Raw genomic sequence first — 21,076 nt, 5'->3', positions numbered from 1 at the left:
CAGGAACAGGCCAGTGAACGCGCGGACTGATTGGCCCCCTAGGGGCCGTGCCGGCGAAAGGCCATCAGGCACCGTCAGCGGCCTTGAGGCTGGCTGCAGCGGCGAATCCCACGACCTTACCTGTGTCGAGCAGCCCCGCAACTCGGGACGACAGATCGGCCTGCCGGAACGGTTTCGCCAGCCTTGGCACGCCGCCGATCGCGCTTTGCGCCACCTCCGCATATCCGGTGATCAGGAGAACCGGAAGCCGGGGCCGGTCGCGGCGGATCTGGCTGGCCAGTTCCATTCCCGTCATCCCGGGCATAAGATGATCGGTGACCAGAAGATCGGGCTCCAGTCCGTCGCTCAGGAGCTTCAGCGCGTCGAAGGCCGTTCGAGCTTCGGTCACATGGTACCCCAGATCCCGGAGCATGTCCGCCGTGCCAACCCGGACGAGTTCCTCGTCATCCACCAGCAGCACGTGGGCGGCGAAGGCGGCCGGCACGACGCTGGGCGGTTCGACGACGGTACGAGCGGCAGCCTCCTCGGAGCGTGGCAGCCAGATCTCGGTGCGCGTGCCCATGCCGGGGGTCGAGGCAATCATGAGCCGTCCCCCCGATTGCGCCGCAAGGCCATGCACCATCGACAGCCCCAGGCCCGTGCCGCGCCCGACCCCCTTGGTGGAATAGAAGGGCTCGATGCAGCGGCGAAGCGTTTCGGCCTCCATGCCGGCCCCCGTGTCCGTGACGGACAGGCGCAGATAGCACCCTGGGGGCAGTTCGGTCGGATGGCGGCCCCCCACGATCTCATGGCTGGCCGCGATGGTCAGGAGCCCGCCCGACGGCATCGCGTCGCGGGCATTCACGGCAAGGTTCAGGAGGGCGAGCTCAAGCTGGTTGGGATCGACGCGGGCGGCGGGAAGGTCGGCCTCCGCGTTGAAGACGACCGTGATCTGCGGCCCGATCGAACGTTGGATCAGGTCGGTCATCCCATGGACGAGCCCGGCGATGTCGACTGGCCGGGCCTCCAGGTGCGCACGGCGCGCAAAGGCCAGCAGGCGGCTGACGAGCACCCGGGCGCGCTCGGCCGCCTCGAGGCCTCCTCCGATCAGCCGGAGCGTCCGTTCGTCACCAGCCAGCTTCTTCTGCGCGCGCTCGAGCGATCCGACGATGGGCGTCAGGAGATTGTTGAAGTCATGCGCAACTCCACCCGTGAGTTGGCCGATGGTGTCGAGCTTCTGCATCTCATGGAGCTGGGCGGCCGCGGCTTCCCGCTCCGCGACGGCCGTCGCGACCTTGTCTTCCAAGGTCTCGTTGAGTTGCCGGAGGGCGTTCTCGGCGGCCCGGCGGTCGGTCACGTCGGTCATGACCCCCACGACACGTCGCTGGCCCGTCCTGGGATGCGTCGTCCGGAAGACACGGTTGCGGACATGTCGAACCGATCCGTCGCTGTGGACGACCCGGAATTCGTGATCGCTGTCATCGCCCTGGAACTGGCGGACCATCTCCTGGGCCACGTCGGCGCGATCCTCGGGGTGAACTGCCTGAAGGAGGTCGGAGCCATCGTGCAGGAAACTCTCGGCCCCGCGACCCATGATCCGCTCGTAGGCTGGGCTGATGTAGCTGACATGTCCCTCATCGGGCTCCAGGATGTAGAACGTGTCGTCGATCGTCTCGGCGAGCTGGCGGAAGCGGGTCTCGCTCTCCTGTAGGCGGTCCTCGGCGCGGCGGCGGAGGGAGATGTCGCGCATGACGCCGGTGAAGAAGCGCTGTCCGTTGGCGTCCTTCCATTCGGAAATCGACAGGTCGAGCGACACTGGAGTCCCGTCGCTGCGCAGCCCCTCGACCTCCCGCCCGATGCCGATGATCTTCTTCTGCCCGGTGTGAAGATAGTTGGACATGAACCCGTCGTGCTTTTCGGCGTTGCCGGGCGGCATCAGCAGGCGGAGATTCCTCCCGATGACCTCCTCGGGCTGATAGCCGAAGATCTGCACCGCCGCCGGGTTGAAGGATTGAACCATTCCCCGCTCATCGATGACGACGATCGCGTCCACCGCGGTGTCGACGATGGCCTCAAGCCGCGAAACGGAGGTCAGCCGCTCCGCCTCGCTGCGGGCGAGAGCCTGCATCCCCCGCGCCCGCGTCTCGGCCTTGACGGCCCGAACGCCGAGCATCGCCGCCAGCAGAATGAGCGCGAGACCAGCCAAGCCGGCGGCATAGAACAGCCGGATGCTGTGCTGCGCCGCGATCGCCGCATCCTGGGAACGGGCCGCCAGGACACGTTCCTCTTCCGAGATCATGTCGCCGATGACGGTCCGTGCCTCGTCCATGGCCGCGCGGCCCAGGTCGGTGTTCACGAGGTCGATGGCGGCCTCGCGGTCGCCCTGCTGCGCCAGATCCAGCGTTCGGACCAGCAGGTCGACGCGGCGCTCGGTGATGTCCACCAGTTCGCCCAGATGGAGGCTTTGAACGACGTTGCCGACCGTCAGGTCCCGGAGCTGTCCCATATGGCGGGTCAACTGATCCCGGCCGTCGATATAAGGGCCGAGGTAGACCGGATCGCCGGTCAGCAGGTATCCCCGTTGCCCCGTCTCCGCGTCCTGAAGGGCCGACAGCACCCGCTGGGACTCCACCAGCACTTCCACATGGTGGCGGGCCCTCGACTCGGCTGCGGCGCGATCGGCGTCCGCCCTGAGCCCCGACTGGAATGCCGCGCCGCCCAGCACGGCAAGACCGAGAAGCGCCGGCAACCCGACCCAAGACAACTGTCGCATCGGCACTCTCAACCAGATAACGCGACACCTCTTTAGCACACACGTCGTGATTGAGCGACAATCGCGTGAGAGGAAGCCCGGTTTGGTTCCATTCCCATTCACACGTTTTCGTGAGTGAAGCCCAGTGGCCGTTTGGACACCGTGAGGCTGACGGCGTCCAGGCAGGGCGAGGCACAAGGCCTTGGCCGCAGGTCGGACGCCGAAGGCTCAGACGGGGTTCAGGCCCCAGACGGCGGAGATCAGGACCGTCCCCACGATGACCACAAGGATCGACAGCGGCAGCCCAAGCCGCCAGTAGTCGCCGAAGTGGTAGCCGCCCGGCCCCATGACCAGCGTGTTGCATTGGTGACCGATGGGGGTGAGGAAGTCGCAGGCTGCCCCGACGGCCACCCCCATCAGGAAGGGATCCGGATTGAGCTGAAGGCGCTCCGCGAGGTTGGCTGCGATGGGGGCCATCACCAGAACAGTCGCGGCGTTGTTGAGGAAGGGCGTCACGGCCATGGCCAGGACGATCACCAGGGCCAGCGCGGCGATGGGAGGAAGCGGCCCGGCGGCCCGTTCGAGACCCGCGGCGATCAGATCGGTGCCGCCGGTTGCCTGGATGGCGTTGCTGACGGGGATGAGCGCGGCCAGAAGGACGATGACCGACCATTCGATCGATTGGTAGGCTTCCTCCATCGACAGGATGCGCAACAGCATCATGGCCCCAGCGGCCCCGGCGAAGGCGATGGCAACGGGAACGAGGTGGGCCGCGACCAGCGCCATGGCGACCGCGAGGATAAGGATGGGGAGCCAGCTCCGCTTGCGGCTTCCAAGGGCGACGTCGCGTTCGCTCAGCGGCAGGATGCGGAGCGCGCCCAGCGATTCCCCCAGCCGGTGACGGGGCGCCTTGAGGATGAGCACGTCGCCCACCTCCAGGCGAAGCCGCCGCAAGCGTCGGTTCAGGCGTTGGCCGCTGCGACTTACGGCGAGCAGGCCCAGGCCATGCTTGCGCCGGAGTTGCGCCTCGGCCGGAGTCGCGCCGACAAGAGGAGAGTCCGCCGTCACGACGCCCTCGGCGACGGCATCATCGCCTTCGGCCTCCTCGGCTTCGGCGACCTCCTCCCCCGCGAGGCGGAGCCGGGCCCGGGCGACGACGCGCTCCAGGTCCTCGGGCTCTCCGCTGAGGAGCAGGACGTCCCCCGCGCGCAGGGTCCAGTCGGGACGCGGGGAATAGCGCCGGAACCTTTCGCGGATCACGGTGGTCACACGGACCCGGCCTTCCCCCATCACCTCGAGGTCGGAGACCGGACGGCCGACGAACGGAGTGCCCTCCGGGACGCGGGCTTCGGTCGAGTATTCCTCGATGGTGAAGGCGGCGGCCATGGAGCCGCTGGCGGCGCGTCGGTCCCCCGGCAGGATGCGATAGGCGAAGGACAGGAAGACCACCCCGGTCAAGGCGATGACGATTCCAACGGGAGTGTAGTCGAACATCCCGAACGGCTCGCCGGTGATGTCCTCGCGTACCTTGGACACCAGGATGTTCGGCGAGGTTCCGACCAGCGTCACCACGCCGCCGATCAGCGACCCGAAGGACATCGGCATCAGGAGGTATGAAAGGGACGTTCCCGTCCGACGGGACAGTTGCGTGGCGACCGGCATCAGCATGGCCAGCGCGCCGACGTTCTTGGTGACCATCGAAAGCACGGTCACGGCGCCCACGAGCACCGGAACCTGAGCCTGCGGGCGGCGCAGATGCGCCAGAAGTGGCCGCATCGCCGTTTCCACAGCCCCGGACCGCGCGATGGCCGCCGAGACCAGCAGGGCTGTGGCCACGATGATGACGACGTCGTCCCCGAATCCCGAGAACGCCTCATCGGCCGGGATGATGCCGATCAGGACCCCCACCACGAGCGCCAGGACCGCCACGAGGTCGTAGGGCAGCCGCCCCAATATGAAGAGGCCGATGGTCGTGGCCATGAGGCCGAAGGCGAGCATTTGGTCCAAGGTCACGAGGGCGGCGTCTCCATGATGGGGAACAGGTCAGGGGTGACCGGAACCGGGCGTCGGCGTGATCGGTTCCCACAAGCCTGAGGTGCAGGATAGTTAGGCGAGGCATGACGGGATTCGATCTGATCGGAAAGCTTTTTGGGTCGGTTCGCGACCGAGATGGCCAGGCGAAGGCCTTGGAGAGCCTTGCCCAGGAGGCGGCAGCGCCGTCCCGGGGTCACGTCGGCGTTGAGCCGGGCCGTGCCTTGGAGGTCGCGCTTGGCACAAAGCTCCTGGACGGCTGGCTTGCCAACCGCCACCAGATCCTGGTTCCCCACACCCTGAATTTCCAGGCCCTCTCCTCCGACGAAGGTCATCTGCTTCTTCGCATCATGGCGGCTGCGGCCCAGGCGGACGGACAGGTCGATCTGCGGGAAAGCCGTCAGATCCAGCTCGCCCTCCAACGGGTCGGAGCGGGCGCAGCCGAGGCCGAGTGGCTCGACACGGCGTTGGGTGAATTGCAGAACCTGGCCGCGCTCTTGGCCGAGGTCCAGAGAATGGGGCTCGCCACCCACGCTTATGCCGCCGCTCTCTTGGCGATCAATCGTCGCGGTCCAGCGAACCAGGCCTTCCTGACGTATATGGCCGCACGGCTTGGCCTCGCGGCGGACGTCGCGGGGAGCCTGGACCGACGTTACCGGAGCTGATTCGGCCCGGTCAGCGGGGCGGCTCGGTGACCTCCCGCAGCAGTTCCTGAAACGGGCTGCTTTCCACGAGGAGATGGCGGGCCAGGTCCGCCATCGTGACCCAGCCGATCACCCGCCCCCCGGTCTCGCGCACGGCGAGCCGTCGGATGTGGTGGGCGGCCATGACGTCCATCGCAGCCTGGAGCGAGTCCTCCGCGCCACAGCCGATGACGGGACGCGACAGGATCGCGCTGACCGGAACGTCCGCTCCGCTCAGGCCCTTGGCGACGACGCGGTACAGGATGTCCCGATCCGTCACGATGCCTTCAAGGTTGTCCGCGCTGCCGACCGGCAAGGCGCCCACGTCGAGATCCCCCATGAGTTCAGCGGCCTCCGACGCCCGGGCGTCGGCAGGGATGAACTCGACATAGCGGCTCATGATGTCACCAACCCTCATGCGGCGGCTCCCGTCCCGAGCGCGGCGTCGATCTGCGATAGGAGTCGGGAGAAGTCGACTGGCTTGGCGTGATAGTCGTCGCATCCGGCGGCCAGGATCTTCTCGCGATCCCCGGACAGCGCATGCGCGGTCAAGGCGATGATCGGGATGACCGAGGTTTGCGGATCCCCCTTGAGCGTTCGGGCGACGGTCCAGCCGTCCATGACCGGCAGGTTCATGTCGAGCAGGATCACCTCGGGCCGTTCGGCGCGGGCCATCCGGACGCCCCCTTCGCCATCATGGGCCAGGAGGATCTCGTGGCCGCGCCGAGCCAGCCGACGCGACAGGAAGTCCCAGATCTCCTCGGTATCTTCGACAAGCAGCAGCCTAGCCATGTCCCGGTCCCCCAAGGTTGCCGCCGGACCGGCCTGAAGCCCGATCGACGGAGATGCGCTGGATCTCGGCCAAGAGGTCGTCGAGGCTGTCTTCCCCGATGCGAACCACTTGCCTGACCTGATCCCGCAGCCGCGCCCGCTCACCGGGATCGAGACCGCCTTCCGTCAGGCCGATCACCGGGATGTGCCGCCAATCCGGGGTCCGACGCAAGTCGCGCAGGAGGTCGAAGGCGCCGACCTCCGGCATCTCAACGTTGACGAGGATCAGGTCTGCCCCGTCCTGCCGAAGACGGGACAGGGCGGCACCGGCGTCGGCCGTCTCCGAGACGCGCCAGCCCTCGCCCTGGAGGAGCATTGCGAGCTCCTCGCGCGTGGTCGCGTCGCTCTCGACCACAAGGGCCAGCCCCGGGGCTGCCTGGCAACGATGCCGGTCGACGACGCTCTTGAGGCGCTGCCAGTCGATCGGCTTGGTCAGGTAGTCGGCCGCCCCGAGCGAGTAGGCCAGCCCCTTTTCCCGCACCATGGAGATCATGATGACGGGGATGTCGGCCAGCATCTCGTCCGCCTTCAGGGCCGCCAGTACCGCCCAGCCATCCATGCGCGGCATCATCACATCCAGCAGGATGGCCGACGGGCGCATCTCTCGTGCACGGGCCAGGCCCGTCTCGCCATCGGCGACCGCAACGACGCTCAGCCCGTCCCGGGCCAGGAAGCGGGTCAGGAGATCCCGCATATGTGGGTCGTCGTCGATGACCAGCACCTGTTCGTTGCCGTCGGGTGCTTGGCTCTCCGGCACAGGACCGCGCTCTCCCGAGTGCCGCGGGGCGATGGGGAGCGACAGGGTGAAGGTGGTGCCCTGCCCCTCCTCGCTCCGAACCTGAACCGTCCCCTCAAGCATGTCGGCGAAGGCCTTCGTGAGCGCGAGCCCAAGCCCCGTGCCCCCGAACCGCCGGGTCGTGGAGACGTCCGCCTGGGTGAAACGCTGGAACAGGCGGGCCTGCTGATCCGGCGTCATGCCGATCCCGGTGTCCGTCACCTCGAACGCGATCTGGTCAGAGTCGCGCCGGACGGCCAGTGTGACGTCGCCGCCTTCGGCGAACTTGGCGGCGTTCGACAGCAGGTTGAACAGGCATTGCCTGATCTTCACCGCGTCCGACCTCATCGAGCCCAGGCCGGGCGGCAGGTCCTGGACGAACCGGGTCGCCTTCTTCGCCATAAGGGGCGCGACGGTGTCGCAGACCTCCAGCACAAGAGGAGCGACCTCGAAGGTCTCGAGGTCCACCTCCATCTTGCCGGCTTCGATCTTGGACAGGTCGAGCACCCCATTGATGAGCGACAGGAGGTGTCGGGCGCTGCCCTCGATCTTGGCCAGGTCATCGGCGAACGATTCACCGGCGGGGCCAAGATCCTCGGCTTCTTCCTCCAGCAATTCGGCATAGCCAATGATCGCGCTCAGGGGCGTGCGCAGCTCGTGGCTCATATTGGCGATGAACTGGCTCTTGGCGCGATTGGCCTCCTCCGCGGCGTTCTTGGCGGCGGCAAGGTCCTCCTCGTGCCGCTTCCTTTCGGTCAGGTCCCAGATGATGCCGAGCGCGTGGACGCCGCGCGCAAAGGACCGGCGCTCCACAACGCCGCGGGCAACGGCCCAGCGCACCTCCCCGGCGTCGGTGACGATCCGGAATTCGAGGTCGAACTCCCCCTGGCTGTCCCGCGCGCCGTCCAGGGTCGCGATCACGGCAGGCAGGTCCTCGGGATGGATATGGTCCAGGAACTCCTTGGGGGAGAGCCGGGCCTCGCCGGCCGGCAGGTCCAGAAGCGACCGAAACCCTTCGTCGGCCTCGATCGCGTCCTCGTCGAAGGCCCAGCTCCAGGATCCGACCCGGGCCACCTGGAGCGCGAACCGCAAACGTCGCTCGGCCGCGATGGCCCGCGCCTCGGCCCGGCGTTGCCCGGTGATGTCGGTGTTCGTGCCGAACCACCGCTCGATTCGGCCTTCGTCATCCAGCAAAGGGACCGCCCGCGACAGGAACCACCGATAGCGCCCATCCTTGCCGCGCAGCGGGAACGTCTCCTCCCACACCATCCCGGCGTCGATCGAGGCCCGGTAGGTCGCTTCGATGCGGGCGACGTGATCGGGATGCTGGACCGACCGCCATCCCCAGCCCAGCACGTCCTCGGGCAGCGTGCCGGTGTAATCGTACCAGCGCCGGTTGAACCACTCCATGGCCCCGGTCGCATCGGCCATCCAGGTGAGCTGGGGCAGGTTCTCGGCGAAGGCCCGAAACTCTTCCTCGCGCTGGCGCAGCGATTCTTCGACCCGCTTGCGCCTCAGATACTGTCCGATCTGCTGCCCGATGGCCGTCGCGCTTTGCCGAAGGTCGTCGTCCAGGGCCACGGGAGCGTCCGCGAGAAGCTCCACCACACCCAGGATCCGGCGACCGACGCGGGCCGGAATGGCCAAGGCGAATTCAAACCCGACGGCGGGGTCATCCCGATCGGTCGAGCCCGGGCAAGCCTCCCCGCCCTGAGACACGACCTCCCCGGATTCCCAGGCCCGGCCCGGAACGCCCTGTCCCCGTCCGAGCGTCCGGCCATCCAGTTGCTGAACGGATCGACCATCTGGATCGTCGACGGCCGGCCATGTGGCTTCGACGTTCAGCCGGCGCTCGCGATGGCTCAGGTTCCAGAACACCCCGGCGCGACAGCCAAGACCTTGGCACAGGGCCGAAAGCAGTCGGGGCAGCACGTCCTCCGGCTCGTCCATGCCGGCCAGGATGCGATTGACGGCCACCTGCAGGGTCAGCCGATCCTGCGCGGCCCCCTGGTGACCGGCATCGACGAATGTGACGACACCGCCTCCGACCGGGTCCTCGGTCCTGATCGGCCAGAACGAACAGGCTGCGGGAAAGGAGCTTCCGTCCCGGCGCCACAGGATCTCTGTCGAATGCGGCAGGGCCCGTACATCGGCCCGCATGGCGCGCAGCAAGGACGCCAGATCGGACGTGCCGGTGGATTGCGGGTCGGCGCGAAGAACTAGATTGGCGAAGCTGCGGCCGCGCAGATCCTCGGGTTCGAACCCCAGCAAGGCTAGGCCCGCCGGGTTTATATGAATGCAGCGGCCAGATCGATCGACGCGACACACGCCAAAGCCAAGGGCGTCGAGACTGGATGTGACGGTCTGGTCCATGTCGTCGACGGTCGGCGTTTCGGACCTGCTCACGTATCCTTCTCCGGACCTGGATCGCGACCCGGGGGGAGAGGTCGCCAAGCGTCTAAACTCGGGATGGAAGCGGTCGTTCCACGCAGGCCACGCTGCCGTCGCGGCAGACCCGAAGCCTGTCAGGACGGGGCTTCGGGCGTGTCCGGGTCCTGCCGCACGCGAAGCGGATCCTTGAACGTCAGCGTCCGGTACGGGAATGGAATCTCTATGCCCGCCTGGTCCAGAGCGGACTTGACCGCTTCGGCCACTTCGTCGCGCGACCGCAACTCTTCGACCGGTGTGGAGCCTGCCCACCACCGCACGATGAAGTCGATCGACGATTCGCTGAAGCTGCTGGCGAAAACGTCGATGTCGTGGGTCTGGTCCGGCGTCTTCAGACCGGCGAAGGCGCTCCGGATGACCTCCCGCGCGCGTGCGACGTCCTCTCCGTATCCAACCCCGACCACGAGCTCGATCCGGCGCTGCGGCTTGTCCGTCAGCACCCGGACAGGGTTCTTGTAGAGGAACGAGTTCGGCACCAGGATCAGTTCGCCCGAGCGCTGGCGAATGTAGCTGTCGCGGATCGTGATCTCCTCGACGCGCCCGCGAACGTCCTGACACTCGATGTCGTCCCCGATCTGCATGGGTTCGCGCAGCAGGATGAGAAGACCCGCCAGGAAGTTCTCGAAGATGTCTTGGAAGGCCAGGCCGATCGCGATGGTGCCGAGGCCGAGGCCCGCAAGCAGCTTGGTCGGCGTGAGGTTCGGAAAGATCAGCGTCGCCGCGATGAGCAGGCCGAGCGTCCAGGCCCCTGTGCGCGTCAGGGTCGCCGCTGCCGCACGAAGCGAGACCCGCGCGTGCTCGTGAACCAGGAACCGATCCACAAGCCGGACGGACAGCCGAGCGGCGCCCCAGGTGACCACGAGCGCGACGATGCCAAGGAGCAGGTTCGGGATCAGCGCAAAGAACGATGCCGCGAGACCAAGGAGCTGATCGCGCATCACGGCCAGAGGTTGCAGGGCCTCCACGAGGACGTCTCCACTAAGGCAAGTCGGGTGCGGTAGTCGACAGCCCATCCAAGCGCGCAGACCGGATTGGGTTCCCTGATGCTGCACGCGGTAAGCCGCCCCTGAGGGCACCCTATTGACGTGACCAGCGGCGCTGGTGCTTTCCAGATGCCGACGGCAGCGACGGGACGCTGAACAGAACGTGCCGATCCGCGCTGACAGTTCGAAGTCGCCCTGCCTATATCAGCCGGGACCTGGCTCGAGCGTGACGGCTCCTCACCCGGGGAGGTCGCCACGCTTATCTGGTGAGGGTTGCGATGCGAAAGCGCCGGATCGCAAATGGTCTCAGATCGCCCGTGATCGCTGACCGATCCTGACGTAGGCCCGACAATTTGCCGGCCCGCTGCAGGTTTGTCGGACGATCTGGGTCACATAATCCGAGCCGCATCCCAGCGACGTCCGGAGTTATGGCGCACCCGACAGACGAATGATGCACAACGTGTAGGCCCAGCGCTTCCGCGATGCCGATGTTGTGAAGTGATGTTATGATGACAAGCCATGAAGAACGCTGTCCTTTCTGCTACGGCCTGCTGGCGCAGCCGGTGTTCGTATCGAGACGAGGAAAGGGCATCACGATACCTAGTGGCCCAAAATCTGGCCCAGCTCCAGCGGGAGTCGTACCTCAGCCCCGAACCTCTCGGTCGGGTGCCGCAGGGCGCGAGGCGGCGAAAGTAGCGGCTGCGATGCGCCGCGTGCAGGCCCCCTACCCACGTACTGATGCAGCGATCCGCGAACTTGCTCCCGGCGAGCATAATGTAGACAGCAATCTCACGATCCGCGTTGGGCGGACTGGACGCGCGTCCTGGGTGTTCCGTTGGCAGCGGGACGGGAAGCGGAAGAACACTGGCTTGGGCTCCTTTCCCGCTGTAGGCGTTAAGGCAGCTAAGGCCAAGGCAGCCGAACTACGTCGCAAGGTGGCCGAAGGGATTGACCCTGTCGCGGAGCGTCGGGACGGAAGGGTCGCCGCACGGAAGTGCCACCCTACCCTGCGAGAGGCCGCTCTTGCCGCGTTTGAGACGGCACGGACTTCCCTGAAGGAGACCCTGCGACCGGATGACTGGATTGCACCAATTCGGATCCACTTCTTTGGCAGGTTGGAGAATAAGCCAGTCCGGGAACTGACCGTCCGAGACGTGGTTGATGCGCTCAAGCCAGACTGGGTGAGCGGGCGTGAGGGGGCGCGGCCTGAGCAGGCGCGAAAGGCGCTCTTGCGTCTGGAACGTATCCTCAAGCACGCCCGAGCGGTGGATCCTTCAGTCCCGATAGAAATCGTCGAGTTGGCCAAGGTCCAGCTTGGTGGTCAGGGTCACAGGGTACAACCTCAACGGGCCCTGCCTTGGCAGCAGATGCCGGCCGTTTATGCAGCCCTAGGAGTTTCCGCTGCCGACCTTGGCCTGAAAGTGGTAGTCTTGACCGCGTTGCGAACCGGTAGTGTCGCTCCAGCTCGCTGGGGTGAGATGACGGAGGACGTGTGGCTTGTTCCGCCGGAACGTATGAAGGGACGTGTCACGGGTGACCCACCCTTCCGTGTCCCCGTTTCCTGGCAACTCAATGACCTGTTCAGGCAAGCTCGACGGCACGACAATGGGTCAGGACTCGTTTTCCCCGCCTCAGGGAAAGGGAGGCGTCCGGGTTCCAAGCGCAACGTGGGTCACATTAACCCGGACTCGTGGCGCAAGCGGCTGGCGGACCTCGGATTTGATATGGTGCCGCATGGCGTTCGGTCGGTCTTTGTAGACTGGGCGCTTGAGAACAAAGTGTGCGACCGGGAGATGGCCGAGCGCTGTATTGCCCATTCTGTCGATAACGAGACGACGCGGGCCTACCTGCGGAGTGACTTCTTGGAGCAGCGTCGCCAGATCATGGCTAAGTGGGCCGACTTCGTCACGGACCAGACTTTTCACGAAACTATCGCTGGAAGGCGCTACCCGGATGGAATGGTCGAAACCTGGAGCCGTGCGGACGTGGCTGCTGAAGCAGAAGCCGAGGAGAGCAGGAAGCAGTCGCATGAGAGCGTGACTGAGGCACTTAAGCGGACTCGGTTCGACGGCTGGGAAGGTGAGGATACAAATGACTGGATTCCTGTGGACCGGGTGCGAACTGATTCAGATGCCGACAGTTGAGGGGAGTGCGCCATTGTCTGACTGGTGGCGCGTCACGTCTCTTCGGTTTTTTCATCCGTTCTGGATTTTGGAGAACAGAACCTGATCGTGTGAGCGTCAAGTATCTCGCACGTCACTGGGTCGCCTCTGCGGAAGTGCCGCTGGAACCACTCCGCGATCTGACGATTGCTACCCACGAGCCGGACCGCGCCAGACTTGTTGGCCGTTCGGTTGATCGACGACGAGAGTGGCGAGGCGTTATCTGAGAAGTGGATGATGACCGGCTCTCCGTCCTCTCCTAGGTATCGGCTGGCCTCCACCCCGGGGTTCACGATCCCCCGCTCGTAGTAGGTCGGGGCCAAGATGATGCGGAACTGAGCAATAGGCATTGAGTCTTGGCTACCGGTCCCGTCCCTGCCCGGCTCCTCCGCGAGCGACTCGCCATCTTCCCATGCCTCGCGCTCCGCCGTTTCCGTTATGGCGGCGCCTCGGTCCCCGCCATTCCAGGACGGGTTGACGAGCCGTATCAGCGAGTCTTCAAGACCAGCGGCCAGGTTGATCTCGAACTCTCCGTATCTGAGCTGCGTGATCGGCGTGAAAGCCAGGATGCGGATCACGCGCCCAGCGCCGATGGCCTCCTTGATCTTAGCGTTGCAGCGTACGTTCGTGCGCTGCGTGGCTCCGGGGCGGCGGTAGCCTGCAAAGCGCCGTCGAATGCCCCGCGTGGTCTTACCAATGTAACTGACCGTGTTGCCCTCGGCGAACGCGTAAAGAGCGTTGGGGATCTCCATGATTGCGCGCCGGCCATCAACCTGGGTTCCCTCAACTCGGTAGTCGATCCTGTCCCCGTCAAGCATCCAGACGCCGAGCTCGATAAAGCCGATGTTCAGCAGATCTTCGGCAGAGATTTCAGACACAGTAATCGCTCCAAATTAGATAAGGTTGACAGTTGTTTGTGGGATCGACGGGACCAAGGCGACCGGTCCTGCTGCTACATTGCACGGCTGAGCAGGATAACCGACGACCGGCGTTCGGGTCATCTCGTTTCGTTGCCGGAATTCTATAAGTGGGCGAGTGCATCACAGCTCAGTTTGAGAGTATTGCGACCACGTCGATTTTCGACCCCCAATTACCCCAACACCGCCCTACTGGCACGTCCATCTATCTCAACTCAAGGCTTGTTGGCTGGTGACTCCGCCAATTGCGTCAGCCAAGGAAATGCCTCTGCATTGGCTCCAACATTTCCGGTGCACACCGAGTCATTCCAATCGTCGCTCCAGGCAAACCGCCAGATCCAATCCGGAGATAAGGTGACATTTCTTCGACCACCTATGTCATTCTTGTTGACATTCCGACTCGATTGATTTATATTATGGTCACAAGCTGAGAATGAACTGCCTTGAAGAGCTCTCCGCTTCTTTTTCTTCAGATCTTTTTCATGGACCACCTTCGATGACTCTTTTTGTCAGCATGACCGATATTGCCCGAGCTCTGCACGCAACCGTATCCGACCTGCGCGCCGCCCGGCGCGTGTTGCGTCCTGCCCTCCATGTAGTTCGCCCTCGCGGGAATGCCGCCGGGCGCGGAGCCGACCTTTTGGCTCTTGATGGGCTTCTAGTCTGGCTCAATGCGGCGATGGGCGGCGGCCTAGACCCGGAGATAGCCACTGAGCTCGCCCGGTCGGCCCAGCCAGCCCGCTTATTCGACGGGGTGGAGGCACAGCAGTGACCCCGCTAGAGGTTCGGGAGCTCCTGGCCCGCACGACCATTGAGAAGGCGCTCCTCCGCAAGCACCGCGATCTGAATGATCGTGCCTTGGCACGTCTCGTGGCCGCTGCTGCCGAGTCTGGCGCGTTTCGCTATCACACCGCCAGCGGCACGCCTCTGCCCCTGGCCGAGGTGATCGGCGAGGCCGAGCAGAGCGAGGTGGGCCGGATGATCTTTGGAATCGAGCACGGTTCTGAGGAGCGGGACAGATCGGATGCTGACGGCCTGTCGCCCGCACTCCGCATGACTCAGGCCCGCCACCAGTCCAAGCAGGCTTAATGATGGGCCGAGTTGTTCCGACGAATTGGAGCCCGGACCAGCCCCATCCTGATGGAAAACGCGAGCTGCTATGCCAGCACCTTGCTCGGGGTGCTGTGAGTGCCAGTCGTGCCTATGCCTTAGTCTGGGGTGTCACGAGCCCTACCACGGCCAAGACCAACGCCCATCGCGTTCGGCAGGAGCCGGCGATTGGCCAGAGAGTCGCTGCCATCAGAGAGCAACTGGCCCGAGGCGTTCAGGGCGAGCCCCAGGACATCACCGAGGTTGGGATCCGGACCTTGATGGCCGAGGCCACGGCCGCGTTCCAGGCGGCTCTGACGGAAGGCGAGCGGGTGCGAGCCTCTCCGGCCCTGCTATCAGCCCTGCGCCGGGCCACTACGGTGCACCTCGGCCGTGTCCAGCGCTTACAGAGCCGGGCCGCCTCAGCGCCTGATAGTCAAGGCGAAGATCCGATCCTGGCCGCCTTGGAGCGACTGCACCTTTGCTCCTGTGACGGGTCGCAGCAGAGCTCAGGATCTGGAACTCACTCATGAGCGGTTGTCCCGACAATGACACGGTTCTCGCCCTGGTCGGGATTGTGAGAGCCTCTCTGCGGGCTCTGCGAACAGCTCTGGCAGACCTCGCTTTTGCCCCCGAGAACGTGCGCCGGGCAGCCGACGAAGCCGAGACCCTCAGCGCAGCTCTGGGCCGGCTGGATCGTATGCTGGCAGTCTCGCCTCGACTTGAGCCGAGTGTGCCCGCCAGCCCGGCTGACACGCTTACGATTGCCGACGTTCGGGCGCTTCTCGCACGCATGCACCGCCTCCAAGAACCAGACGGGTTCTGTGCCACTTGCAATGGCGTCCGCCTCTAGTCTCACACGTCTCAAGGCAGATCGCTGGCTGCCCTTCTGGTGCAGCGTCCGTGACAGCCGGGGCGTGAAGCTCCACCTCCTCACCCCTCTTTCGCCGGTCCCCGCAGAGCTCGCCACTTCGGTGGGCCTTTTCATCCAGCCCTATTTGCAAGGAACATTGCTATGCATCATCCTGACATCATCTACCCAGCCACCGTTCTCCGACAGACCCGGTCGGCTCTCAAGCTCCAGGGCGAGCCCAAGTGCAGCGTGGAAGCCCACCGCCAAGGTTGGGCGGAGCTCCTGGCTCACCACAGCGAGGGCGACGGCCTTTGTCCGATTGAACTCCTCTGCCTCGAGCGCGCCTTAGACCGGTACCTCTCGGACGTGAGCCGACAGAGCGATGCCTGCTATGCCCGCGTGGATTTCGAGACGCTCGCCGAAGTGGTCGGCGGCCGGAAGGTCGCGCGCCTAGGACTCCTCCTCGCGGGCGTGTGGGCCCGGCAAGTTCGCGGTGCACAGGTCTGGACAGATGCGCCCTCCGGTTCCGAGCGGGAGCCTGCGGGACTGGCCACGTTTGACGATGTGTTCTGGGATGAGCGCGAGTTCGTGCCCCGCGCAGGAGGGAGCAGTCCGTAGGGCTCTCAGCGGCAGTCTGCGGCAGCGTGTCACGAAACGTGACGCTGCCCTAGAGGCAACGTCGTTAATTTTAACATTCTTTTCAATGGCTTGACGAAAAATCTGCTTGCGCCGTGCCTGAGGATGTGAGACAGAGCTGCAGCCGGCAGATCCGTCGCCCGGCGGGTAGCCAACCCAGCCTACTGTCGGCTCAGACCCTGCTCGCCTGAGCGCGAGATGGGCCTAGGAGAACGTCGTCGAATGAAGAGTAGCCATATGGCGCTGATGCTCGTCACGCCGAGCCTCCGGCGACCGGTGAGACCGACCTGACATCACCAGGCGCCTGAGCGCCTCCAGCAACACGGCACCGCCGAGTCTCTACCTTAGGCGGCGGATAGTAGAGGATCGTCCAATGAGTGAGAACTCTGTGGTCCTGACCAACGACACCGACCTCCGAGCCAGAGGACGCGATGTGGTGGAGCACATCTATGGCGTTGACTGCGGTCCGGTGGCGATAAGGAGGGCTTGGAACGGACCGACCTTCGAAGTCGACCTTGAGGAAGACTTCGACGCTCGCGTTCCTTCCGAGCGGCTGCACCAACTTCGGCTCTATGACTCACAAGGACGCGTTCGGGCCATGGTTTGCCCGGTCGTTGTCTCAGGCGTGAACCTGATCATCGAGTGTGATGGCTGGCCTTGCCCGTTCGCCCTCTACTGCTTTCGACAGCCCTATCCGACGCGACGGCAATGGAACAAGATCTGGGGCGTGTATCGACAGCAAGTGCGGGACCTCCTGTGGGTGCCGCTCCCGCGACCCAACTGGCGCGTTACTCTCATCTCGAGGGCCCGGCTGTGGTCCTTTGAGGAGCTACTCGCTGAGATCGCCACCTTGGCCCCGCAGCAGGTGTGACGATTTGTGCCTCGCGCAGGTTGAAGAAAGCCCGTCGATGAGGAGTCGTCCCGCGCATCGGGCTGAACATGCTCCGTAGGATGAACTGGCCGCGAAGGACTTCTGTCGATGTCACTATCATCCTAATGCCCCGCAGCCGGATGCGGATGGCGATCTGACACATCGGTGAGCCGACCGACTCGCTGGCTGGCCTTTGTAAGCGGGCCAGTGGGGCGGCGGAGCCTTGACCCCCGCGCTTTGCCCCCCAGCGAAGGGCAGACATCATACCCGCTAACTGGTGGGACGGCGGCAATTGCCGTCCCCATACCCCCAAGTAGAGACAACCGAGATGACGACGAACCGCTTCAGCCCCGTGGCTGATGACGATCTTCCTGTGCCGGAGGATGCCCTGCCGCGTCCGGCCCGGGTTCCCAAATCCCTGTGCCCGCCGACCTCGCCGTTCCACACGCAGCGCGGCAAAGCGGCCCTGGACCGGGTGATGGCGCAACTGCCCGAGGACGCATTGGCAGCCATGATCCAACGCTACAAGGCGGCCGATCCGGACTACCCGTTCGGGCCCTTGGAGTGGATCAACGCGGCCAAGCACACGACGTGCTGCGCCGCGATGGCGGCGTCCCTGGCCGACTTCGGACTGCGGGTCGTGGACACCCACAGCATGTACGACAGCGGCAGATCCACCGGCCGCTCGTGCAAGCTGGCCCGCGCCAAGGGCTGGCAGATCAGGGCGGAGCGCAACCCGGAAAAGGTGACCCGGTTCTACATTCCGGAGAAAGGCGACACCTACCCGCCGACGGCTGACGGCATCGAGTACCCTGTGGCTTGGATTCGAGCGCCGCGTGGCGTCGGTATCGCGACGGGCGACGGCATCGTTGTCCTCGATGAGGACGGCCCTGGTGGGCGTGCCTCACTGGCCCGATTGCAGGAGCGCAACGGCAAGCTGCCGGAAACGGCGATGCAGAAGACGGGCCGGCTCGACGGCGGCCGTCAATACTTCCTCCGGGTTACGCCCGATGTCGCGGTCCCCAACTCGGCGGGCCGGATGGGCGAAGGGCTGGATGCCCGAGGCCAGGGCGGCTTCGCGATGTGCGGACCCAGTATCCACCCGACGTTGAACTTCTACGAGTGGCTGCTGACCCCGATGGAGGTCGGCATCGCCATAGCCCCGGACTGGCTCATCGCCCTGATGCTGGCTGCCTCGAAGAAGTCCACCGGACGCGGCAGCGACAAGGTCGCCAAGTCGGCGGCTGTCCCGGCCTGGGTGCGCGAGATGCACACGGCGGCGATGGCGGAGCGGGCCGAGACGGACTGGCCCTCGGGCATTGAGGGCAAGCTGAGCCTCCTCGGGGATGGCGAAGGCAAGCGCGGGTTCAACGACGTCTTGTTCCAAGCCGCCCTGTCCTGGTTCGCCCGGGAGGGCATCAAGGCCGACAAGGGCGAGCTCCTCGGCCTCCTGCGAGCGGCCATCAAGGCGGCGCCCAAGGGTCCGGGGCGTGATGTCAGCCGCTATTTCGGCGGCCCCGAAGACGACCTGCACCGCCAGATCAACCGGGCCCACGACTACGCGGTCGAGAACTTCTGACTGCTGGCCCGTGAGGTTCGCCGAACTCGGCTGCGCTGCGGGCTCCTCTGCTTCCATACATTCCTCAAACACGGACTTACACTGTGACCGAACAACCCAAACACTCCTTTACCGTCATCGAGAACCCGGCACCGCGTCCCAACCCGGACGAGGAGGTGGTCGATTTCGAGACTCTTGGCCCGCCGAAAAAGGCGCCGGCCTCCACCGCAACCTGGGACCGGCTCTGTGATCCCAAGCTCGTGGCCGACGGATGGATCATCCCCGGCAAGTCCGTCGAAAAGGTCCGCGCGCAGGTCCTCGCCTCCATGCTGAACCGCTTCAATCTCGTCGTCGTCGAGAACATGCCCGGCGTCTTCTACAGCAAGCCCAAGCCCGGCTCGATGCCCATGGCGCTGAGCCGCAAAGGCATGGACGACCTCTTCGCCAACCAACGGTACAAGTATCTCGACGAGGATAAGAAGGTCCGGGTCATCGACCCGGTGAAGCTCTTCATGGAGAACCACGACCGGCAGACCTTCCAGGGCTCCTGCTGGGAGCCTGATGCCCGCAAAGTCCGGCCCGGCTACTACAACCTGTGGTCCGGGTTCCCGGTCCATGCCGACGTCGGTCCGTCCTGGGACCTGCTGAAGACGCACGTCTATGACAACCTCATTCGCCCCAACGCCCGGGACGAGGCGGACGCCAAGAAGAAGTTCGGCTGGTTCCTGGTGTGGTGCGCCGACATCATCCAGAACCCGGGGCGGAAGCTCGGGACCTGCGTTGTAGTCCGTGGCCGGGAAGGCGTCGGAAAGAGCCTGTTCTTCCGCTATCTCCGCCGCGCGCTGGGCGACCTCGCCTTTTCCACCGCGCGCGGTGATGATCTTGTCGGCTCGTTCAACTCGCAGTTGGACGGCAAGCTGTTCGTGCTGTCCGAAGAGGCAACATGGAGCGGCGACAAGAAGGCTGCCGGTCAGTTGAAGGCGCTCATCACCGAGGACGACATCTCCATCAACAAGAAGCACACCGCCGCCGTGCAGCGCTCCAACTACATCCGCATGGGCATCATCGGGAACGATGAATGGCTGGTCCCCGCGGATCGCAGCGGTGATGCACGCCGCTACTTCGTCTTGGAGGCCGGGAACGCGCAGGCCCAGAACGTGGGCTACTTCGCCAAGATCGTCGACGAGATGGAGCATGCCGGTGGCGTCGGCGCCATGTTCGAAGAGCTTCGCACCCTGGACCCGTCCGCCTACGGGATGGCCTGGGACGATTTACGCCGCGCGCCGGAGACCGCTGCCCGGCAGGAGCAGGCCCAGCACTCCGTCACCGGGGAGCAGGCCGCGCTCGTGATGGCCATCGAGGATGGCGTTGTGGCCGGTCACATGGCGTCCGGTGAGTCTTTCGTTTACGTCCTGAACGAGGACACCTACACCGACATTGCGACAGTCCACATGAACCAAGCTCTTCGTGCCGGTCGCCACGGTGGCAACGCCCGTGCGCCGAAGCGGACCATCGACATGATGCTGGGTGCCGACGTCTACCGGCCCACGCAGGTTGACAACTTTCGCTACTGCACCCGCATGAGTGAGGACGAGCGTGATGTCGTAACCATCCGCACCCGCGTTTATCGCATCCCGTCGCTTAAGGAGTGTCGCCAGCGGCTTGCCAAGTGGGGCATGAGCCAGGGCATCGCTCCGCTTGGCGAACCTCGCGAGGACCTCGGCGCAGGGGAGCAAAGCGAAGAGTAGTGAAGCACTTGGCCACTGAGACAGTGGTAGAGTGAGGTAGGCAGGCAGTGAGGCGGTGGTGCAGCCATCGCCTTCTGCGTTGCAAAGCCGACCCCGCGCTGCCCGCTAGGGCGAGCAAGTTGGGCGAACCACGTGGAGAGAGGGAGAGAAGCCGTGAGGCACCGGTGCACTGACGGAGTGTAGAGTGATGCAGTGGTCGAGGATCGACGCTTGCGCTTTCCCGGAGCCCAGGACCGCCGGTTCGCCCTCAGAGCATCCTGCGGGTCGCCCGAAGTCCTGAGGGTAAAGGCTCCGGTCCAAGTTCCCGAAGTCGTTGGCCTTTTCTTCTCTTCCCTCAACACCCTCAGTAATCTCAGAGGAATGGAAGAATAGTAGGATTGGAGCCCTTCAATGGGAAAAACACGGAACCTCTTCTGGCGATGAGTTTCCTGAGGGTTGTACCGGTCGCGGCGGACTTGCGCGGCACAGCCCCCCGGTAACCCCCAGCCCTCTTGCCAATCAAGTCGGCCACGACGCCAGGAACCACGGCTTGCCTCGCTGAGTGGCCTCGAATGCAAGCGATCCTTATATCGCCAGACCTCACGAACGCCCGTCCTGAAGGCAGTTCCTGTCGGACAACCGCGCTGTCCACGGTCAGGCCCTGCTGGTTCAACAGCGGCTCCAGTAGGTCATGGCCTGCCCCCATCGGGTGGTCCGGGTTCAGTCTTAATGCATGACGGGTTTGGCGGCTACGGCTGGGGTGGCCGGCGAAGCGGCTCGG

Annotated in this window: 15 protein-coding genes and 1 pseudogene; 9 read left to right on the top strand and 7 right to left on the bottom strand. The window is 65.0% G+C overall.

Annotation, left to right across the window (positions count from 1 at the left end; translation table 11 throughout):
- Positions 1-64 precede the first annotated feature (64 nt).
- A complete protein-coding gene (locus J3P31_RS17420) occupies positions 65-2,752 on the bottom strand; it encodes a PAS domain S-box protein (RefSeq protein ID WP_210529786.1) in 2,688 nt (895 codons plus the stop codon).
- Positions 2,753-2,959: 207 nt separating this feature from the next.
- Positions 2,960-4,744 carry an SLC13 family permease gene (locus J3P31_RS17415; RefSeq protein WP_368373106.1) on the bottom strand — a complete coding sequence of 595 codons (1,785 nt, stop codon included), beginning with the start codon at positions 4,742-4,744 and terminating at the stop codon, positions 2,960-2,962.
- A 173-nt stretch (positions 4,745-4,917) separates the two neighbouring features.
- Between J3P31_RS17415 and J3P31_RS17410 the strand changes: the two genes are divergently transcribed.
- Complete coding sequence (locus J3P31_RS17410; protein WP_210529785.1) at positions 4,918-5,427, top strand: DUF533 domain-containing protein; 510 nt, start codon at positions 4,918-4,920, stop codon at positions 5,425-5,427.
- Between the two features lie 10 nt (positions 5,428-5,437).
- Here the strand turns inward: J3P31_RS17410 and J3P31_RS17405 are convergent, their stop codons facing one another.
- The 4 genes from J3P31_RS17405 to J3P31_RS17390 all read right to left on the bottom strand — a co-directional run bounded on the left by J3P31_RS17405 (position 5,438) and on the right by J3P31_RS17390 (position 10,464).
- Positions 5,438-5,863, bottom strand: coding sequence for a CBS domain-containing protein (locus J3P31_RS17405; RefSeq protein WP_210529784.1), 426 nt, complete (start codon positions 5,861-5,863; stop codon positions 5,438-5,440).
- Positions 5,860-6,237 carry a response regulator gene (locus J3P31_RS17400; protein WP_210529783.1) on the bottom strand — a complete coding sequence of 126 codons (378 nt, stop codon included), beginning with the start codon at positions 6,235-6,237 and terminating at the stop codon, positions 5,860-5,862. The genes J3P31_RS17405 and J3P31_RS17400 overlap by 4 nt, the downstream gene beginning before the upstream one ends.
- The gene (locus J3P31_RS17395; RefSeq protein WP_246849639.1) at positions 6,230-9,424 is read right to left on the bottom strand and encodes a response regulator; all 3,195 of its coding nucleotides are present in this window, start codon (positions 9,422-9,424) and stop codon (positions 6,230-6,232) included. Before J3P31_RS17395 ends, J3P31_RS17400 begins: the two co-directional genes overlap by 8 nt.
- Positions 9,425-9,576: 152 nt before the next feature.
- Positions 9,577-10,464 carry a mechanosensitive ion channel family protein gene (locus J3P31_RS17390; RefSeq protein WP_368373105.1) on the bottom strand — a complete coding sequence of 296 codons (888 nt, stop codon included), beginning with the start codon at positions 10,462-10,464 and terminating at the stop codon, positions 9,577-9,579.
- Positions 10,465-10,988: 524 nt separating this feature from the next.
- Between J3P31_RS17390 and J3P31_RS21890 the strand changes: the two are divergent.
- Positions 10,989-11,444, top strand: a pseudogene (locus J3P31_RS21890) (Arm DNA-binding domain-containing protein); the annotation flags it as partial.
- Between the two features lie 192 nt (positions 11,445-11,636).
- Positions 11,637-12,626, top strand: coding sequence for a tyrosine-type recombinase/integrase (locus tag J3P31_RS17385; protein ID WP_246849625.1), 990 nt, complete (start codon positions 11,637-11,639; stop codon positions 12,624-12,626).
- 32 nt (positions 12,627-12,658) lie between these two features.
- Here the strand turns inward: J3P31_RS17385 and J3P31_RS17380 are convergent, their stop codons facing one another.
- Positions 12,659-13,522: a GIY-YIG nuclease family protein gene (locus J3P31_RS17380; protein WP_210529780.1), complete on the bottom strand. Its 864-nt coding sequence runs from the start codon at positions 13,520-13,522 to the stop codon at positions 12,659-12,661.
- A 472-nt stretch (positions 13,523-13,994) separates the two neighbouring features.
- Between J3P31_RS17380 and J3P31_RS17375 the strand changes: the two genes are divergently transcribed.
- From J3P31_RS17375 to J3P31_RS17350, 6 genes are all read left to right on the top strand, one after another.
- Positions 13,995-14,333: a hypothetical protein gene (locus tag J3P31_RS17375; RefSeq protein WP_210529779.1), complete on the top strand. Its 339-nt coding sequence runs from the start codon at positions 13,995-13,997 to the stop codon at positions 14,331-14,333.
- Positions 14,330-14,650 (top strand): hypothetical protein, encoded by a 321-nt coding sequence (locus J3P31_RS17370; RefSeq protein WP_210529778.1) that lies wholly within the window; start codon positions 14,330-14,332, stop codon positions 14,648-14,650. The genes J3P31_RS17375 and J3P31_RS17370 overlap by 4 nt, the downstream gene beginning before the upstream one ends.
- Positions 14,651-15,665: 1,015 nt before the next feature.
- Positions 15,666-16,121, top strand: a complete 456-nt coding sequence (locus J3P31_RS17365; protein WP_210529777.1) for a hypothetical protein — start codon at positions 15,666-15,668, stop codon at positions 16,119-16,121.
- Between the two features lie 391 nt (positions 16,122-16,512).
- Positions 16,513-17,010 carry a hypothetical protein gene (locus J3P31_RS17360; RefSeq protein WP_210529776.1) on the top strand — a complete coding sequence of 166 codons (498 nt, stop codon included), beginning with the start codon at positions 16,513-16,515 and terminating at the stop codon, positions 17,008-17,010.
- A gap of 328 nt (positions 17,011-17,338) precedes the next feature.
- Entirely contained in the window at positions 17,339-18,589 is a 1,251-nt protein-coding gene (locus J3P31_RS17355; RefSeq protein WP_210529775.1) for a bifunctional DNA primase/polymerase, read from the top strand.
- A gap of 83 nt (positions 18,590-18,672) precedes the next feature.
- Positions 18,673-20,316 (top strand): primase-helicase family protein, encoded by a 1,644-nt coding sequence (locus tag J3P31_RS17350; protein ID WP_210529774.1) that lies wholly within the window; start codon positions 18,673-18,675, stop codon positions 20,314-20,316.
- The last annotated feature ends 760 nt before the right edge of the window (positions 20,317-21,076 follow it).

This window comes from Rubellimicrobium arenae, from assembly GCF_017916275.1.
GTDB classification, from domain to species: domain Bacteria; phylum Pseudomonadota; class Alphaproteobacteria; order Rhodobacterales; family Rhodobacteraceae; genus Rubellimicrobium; species Rubellimicrobium arenae.
Note: the sequence above shows the minus strand (reverse complement) of the source record. Positions and strands in the feature narration are given on the sequence as shown.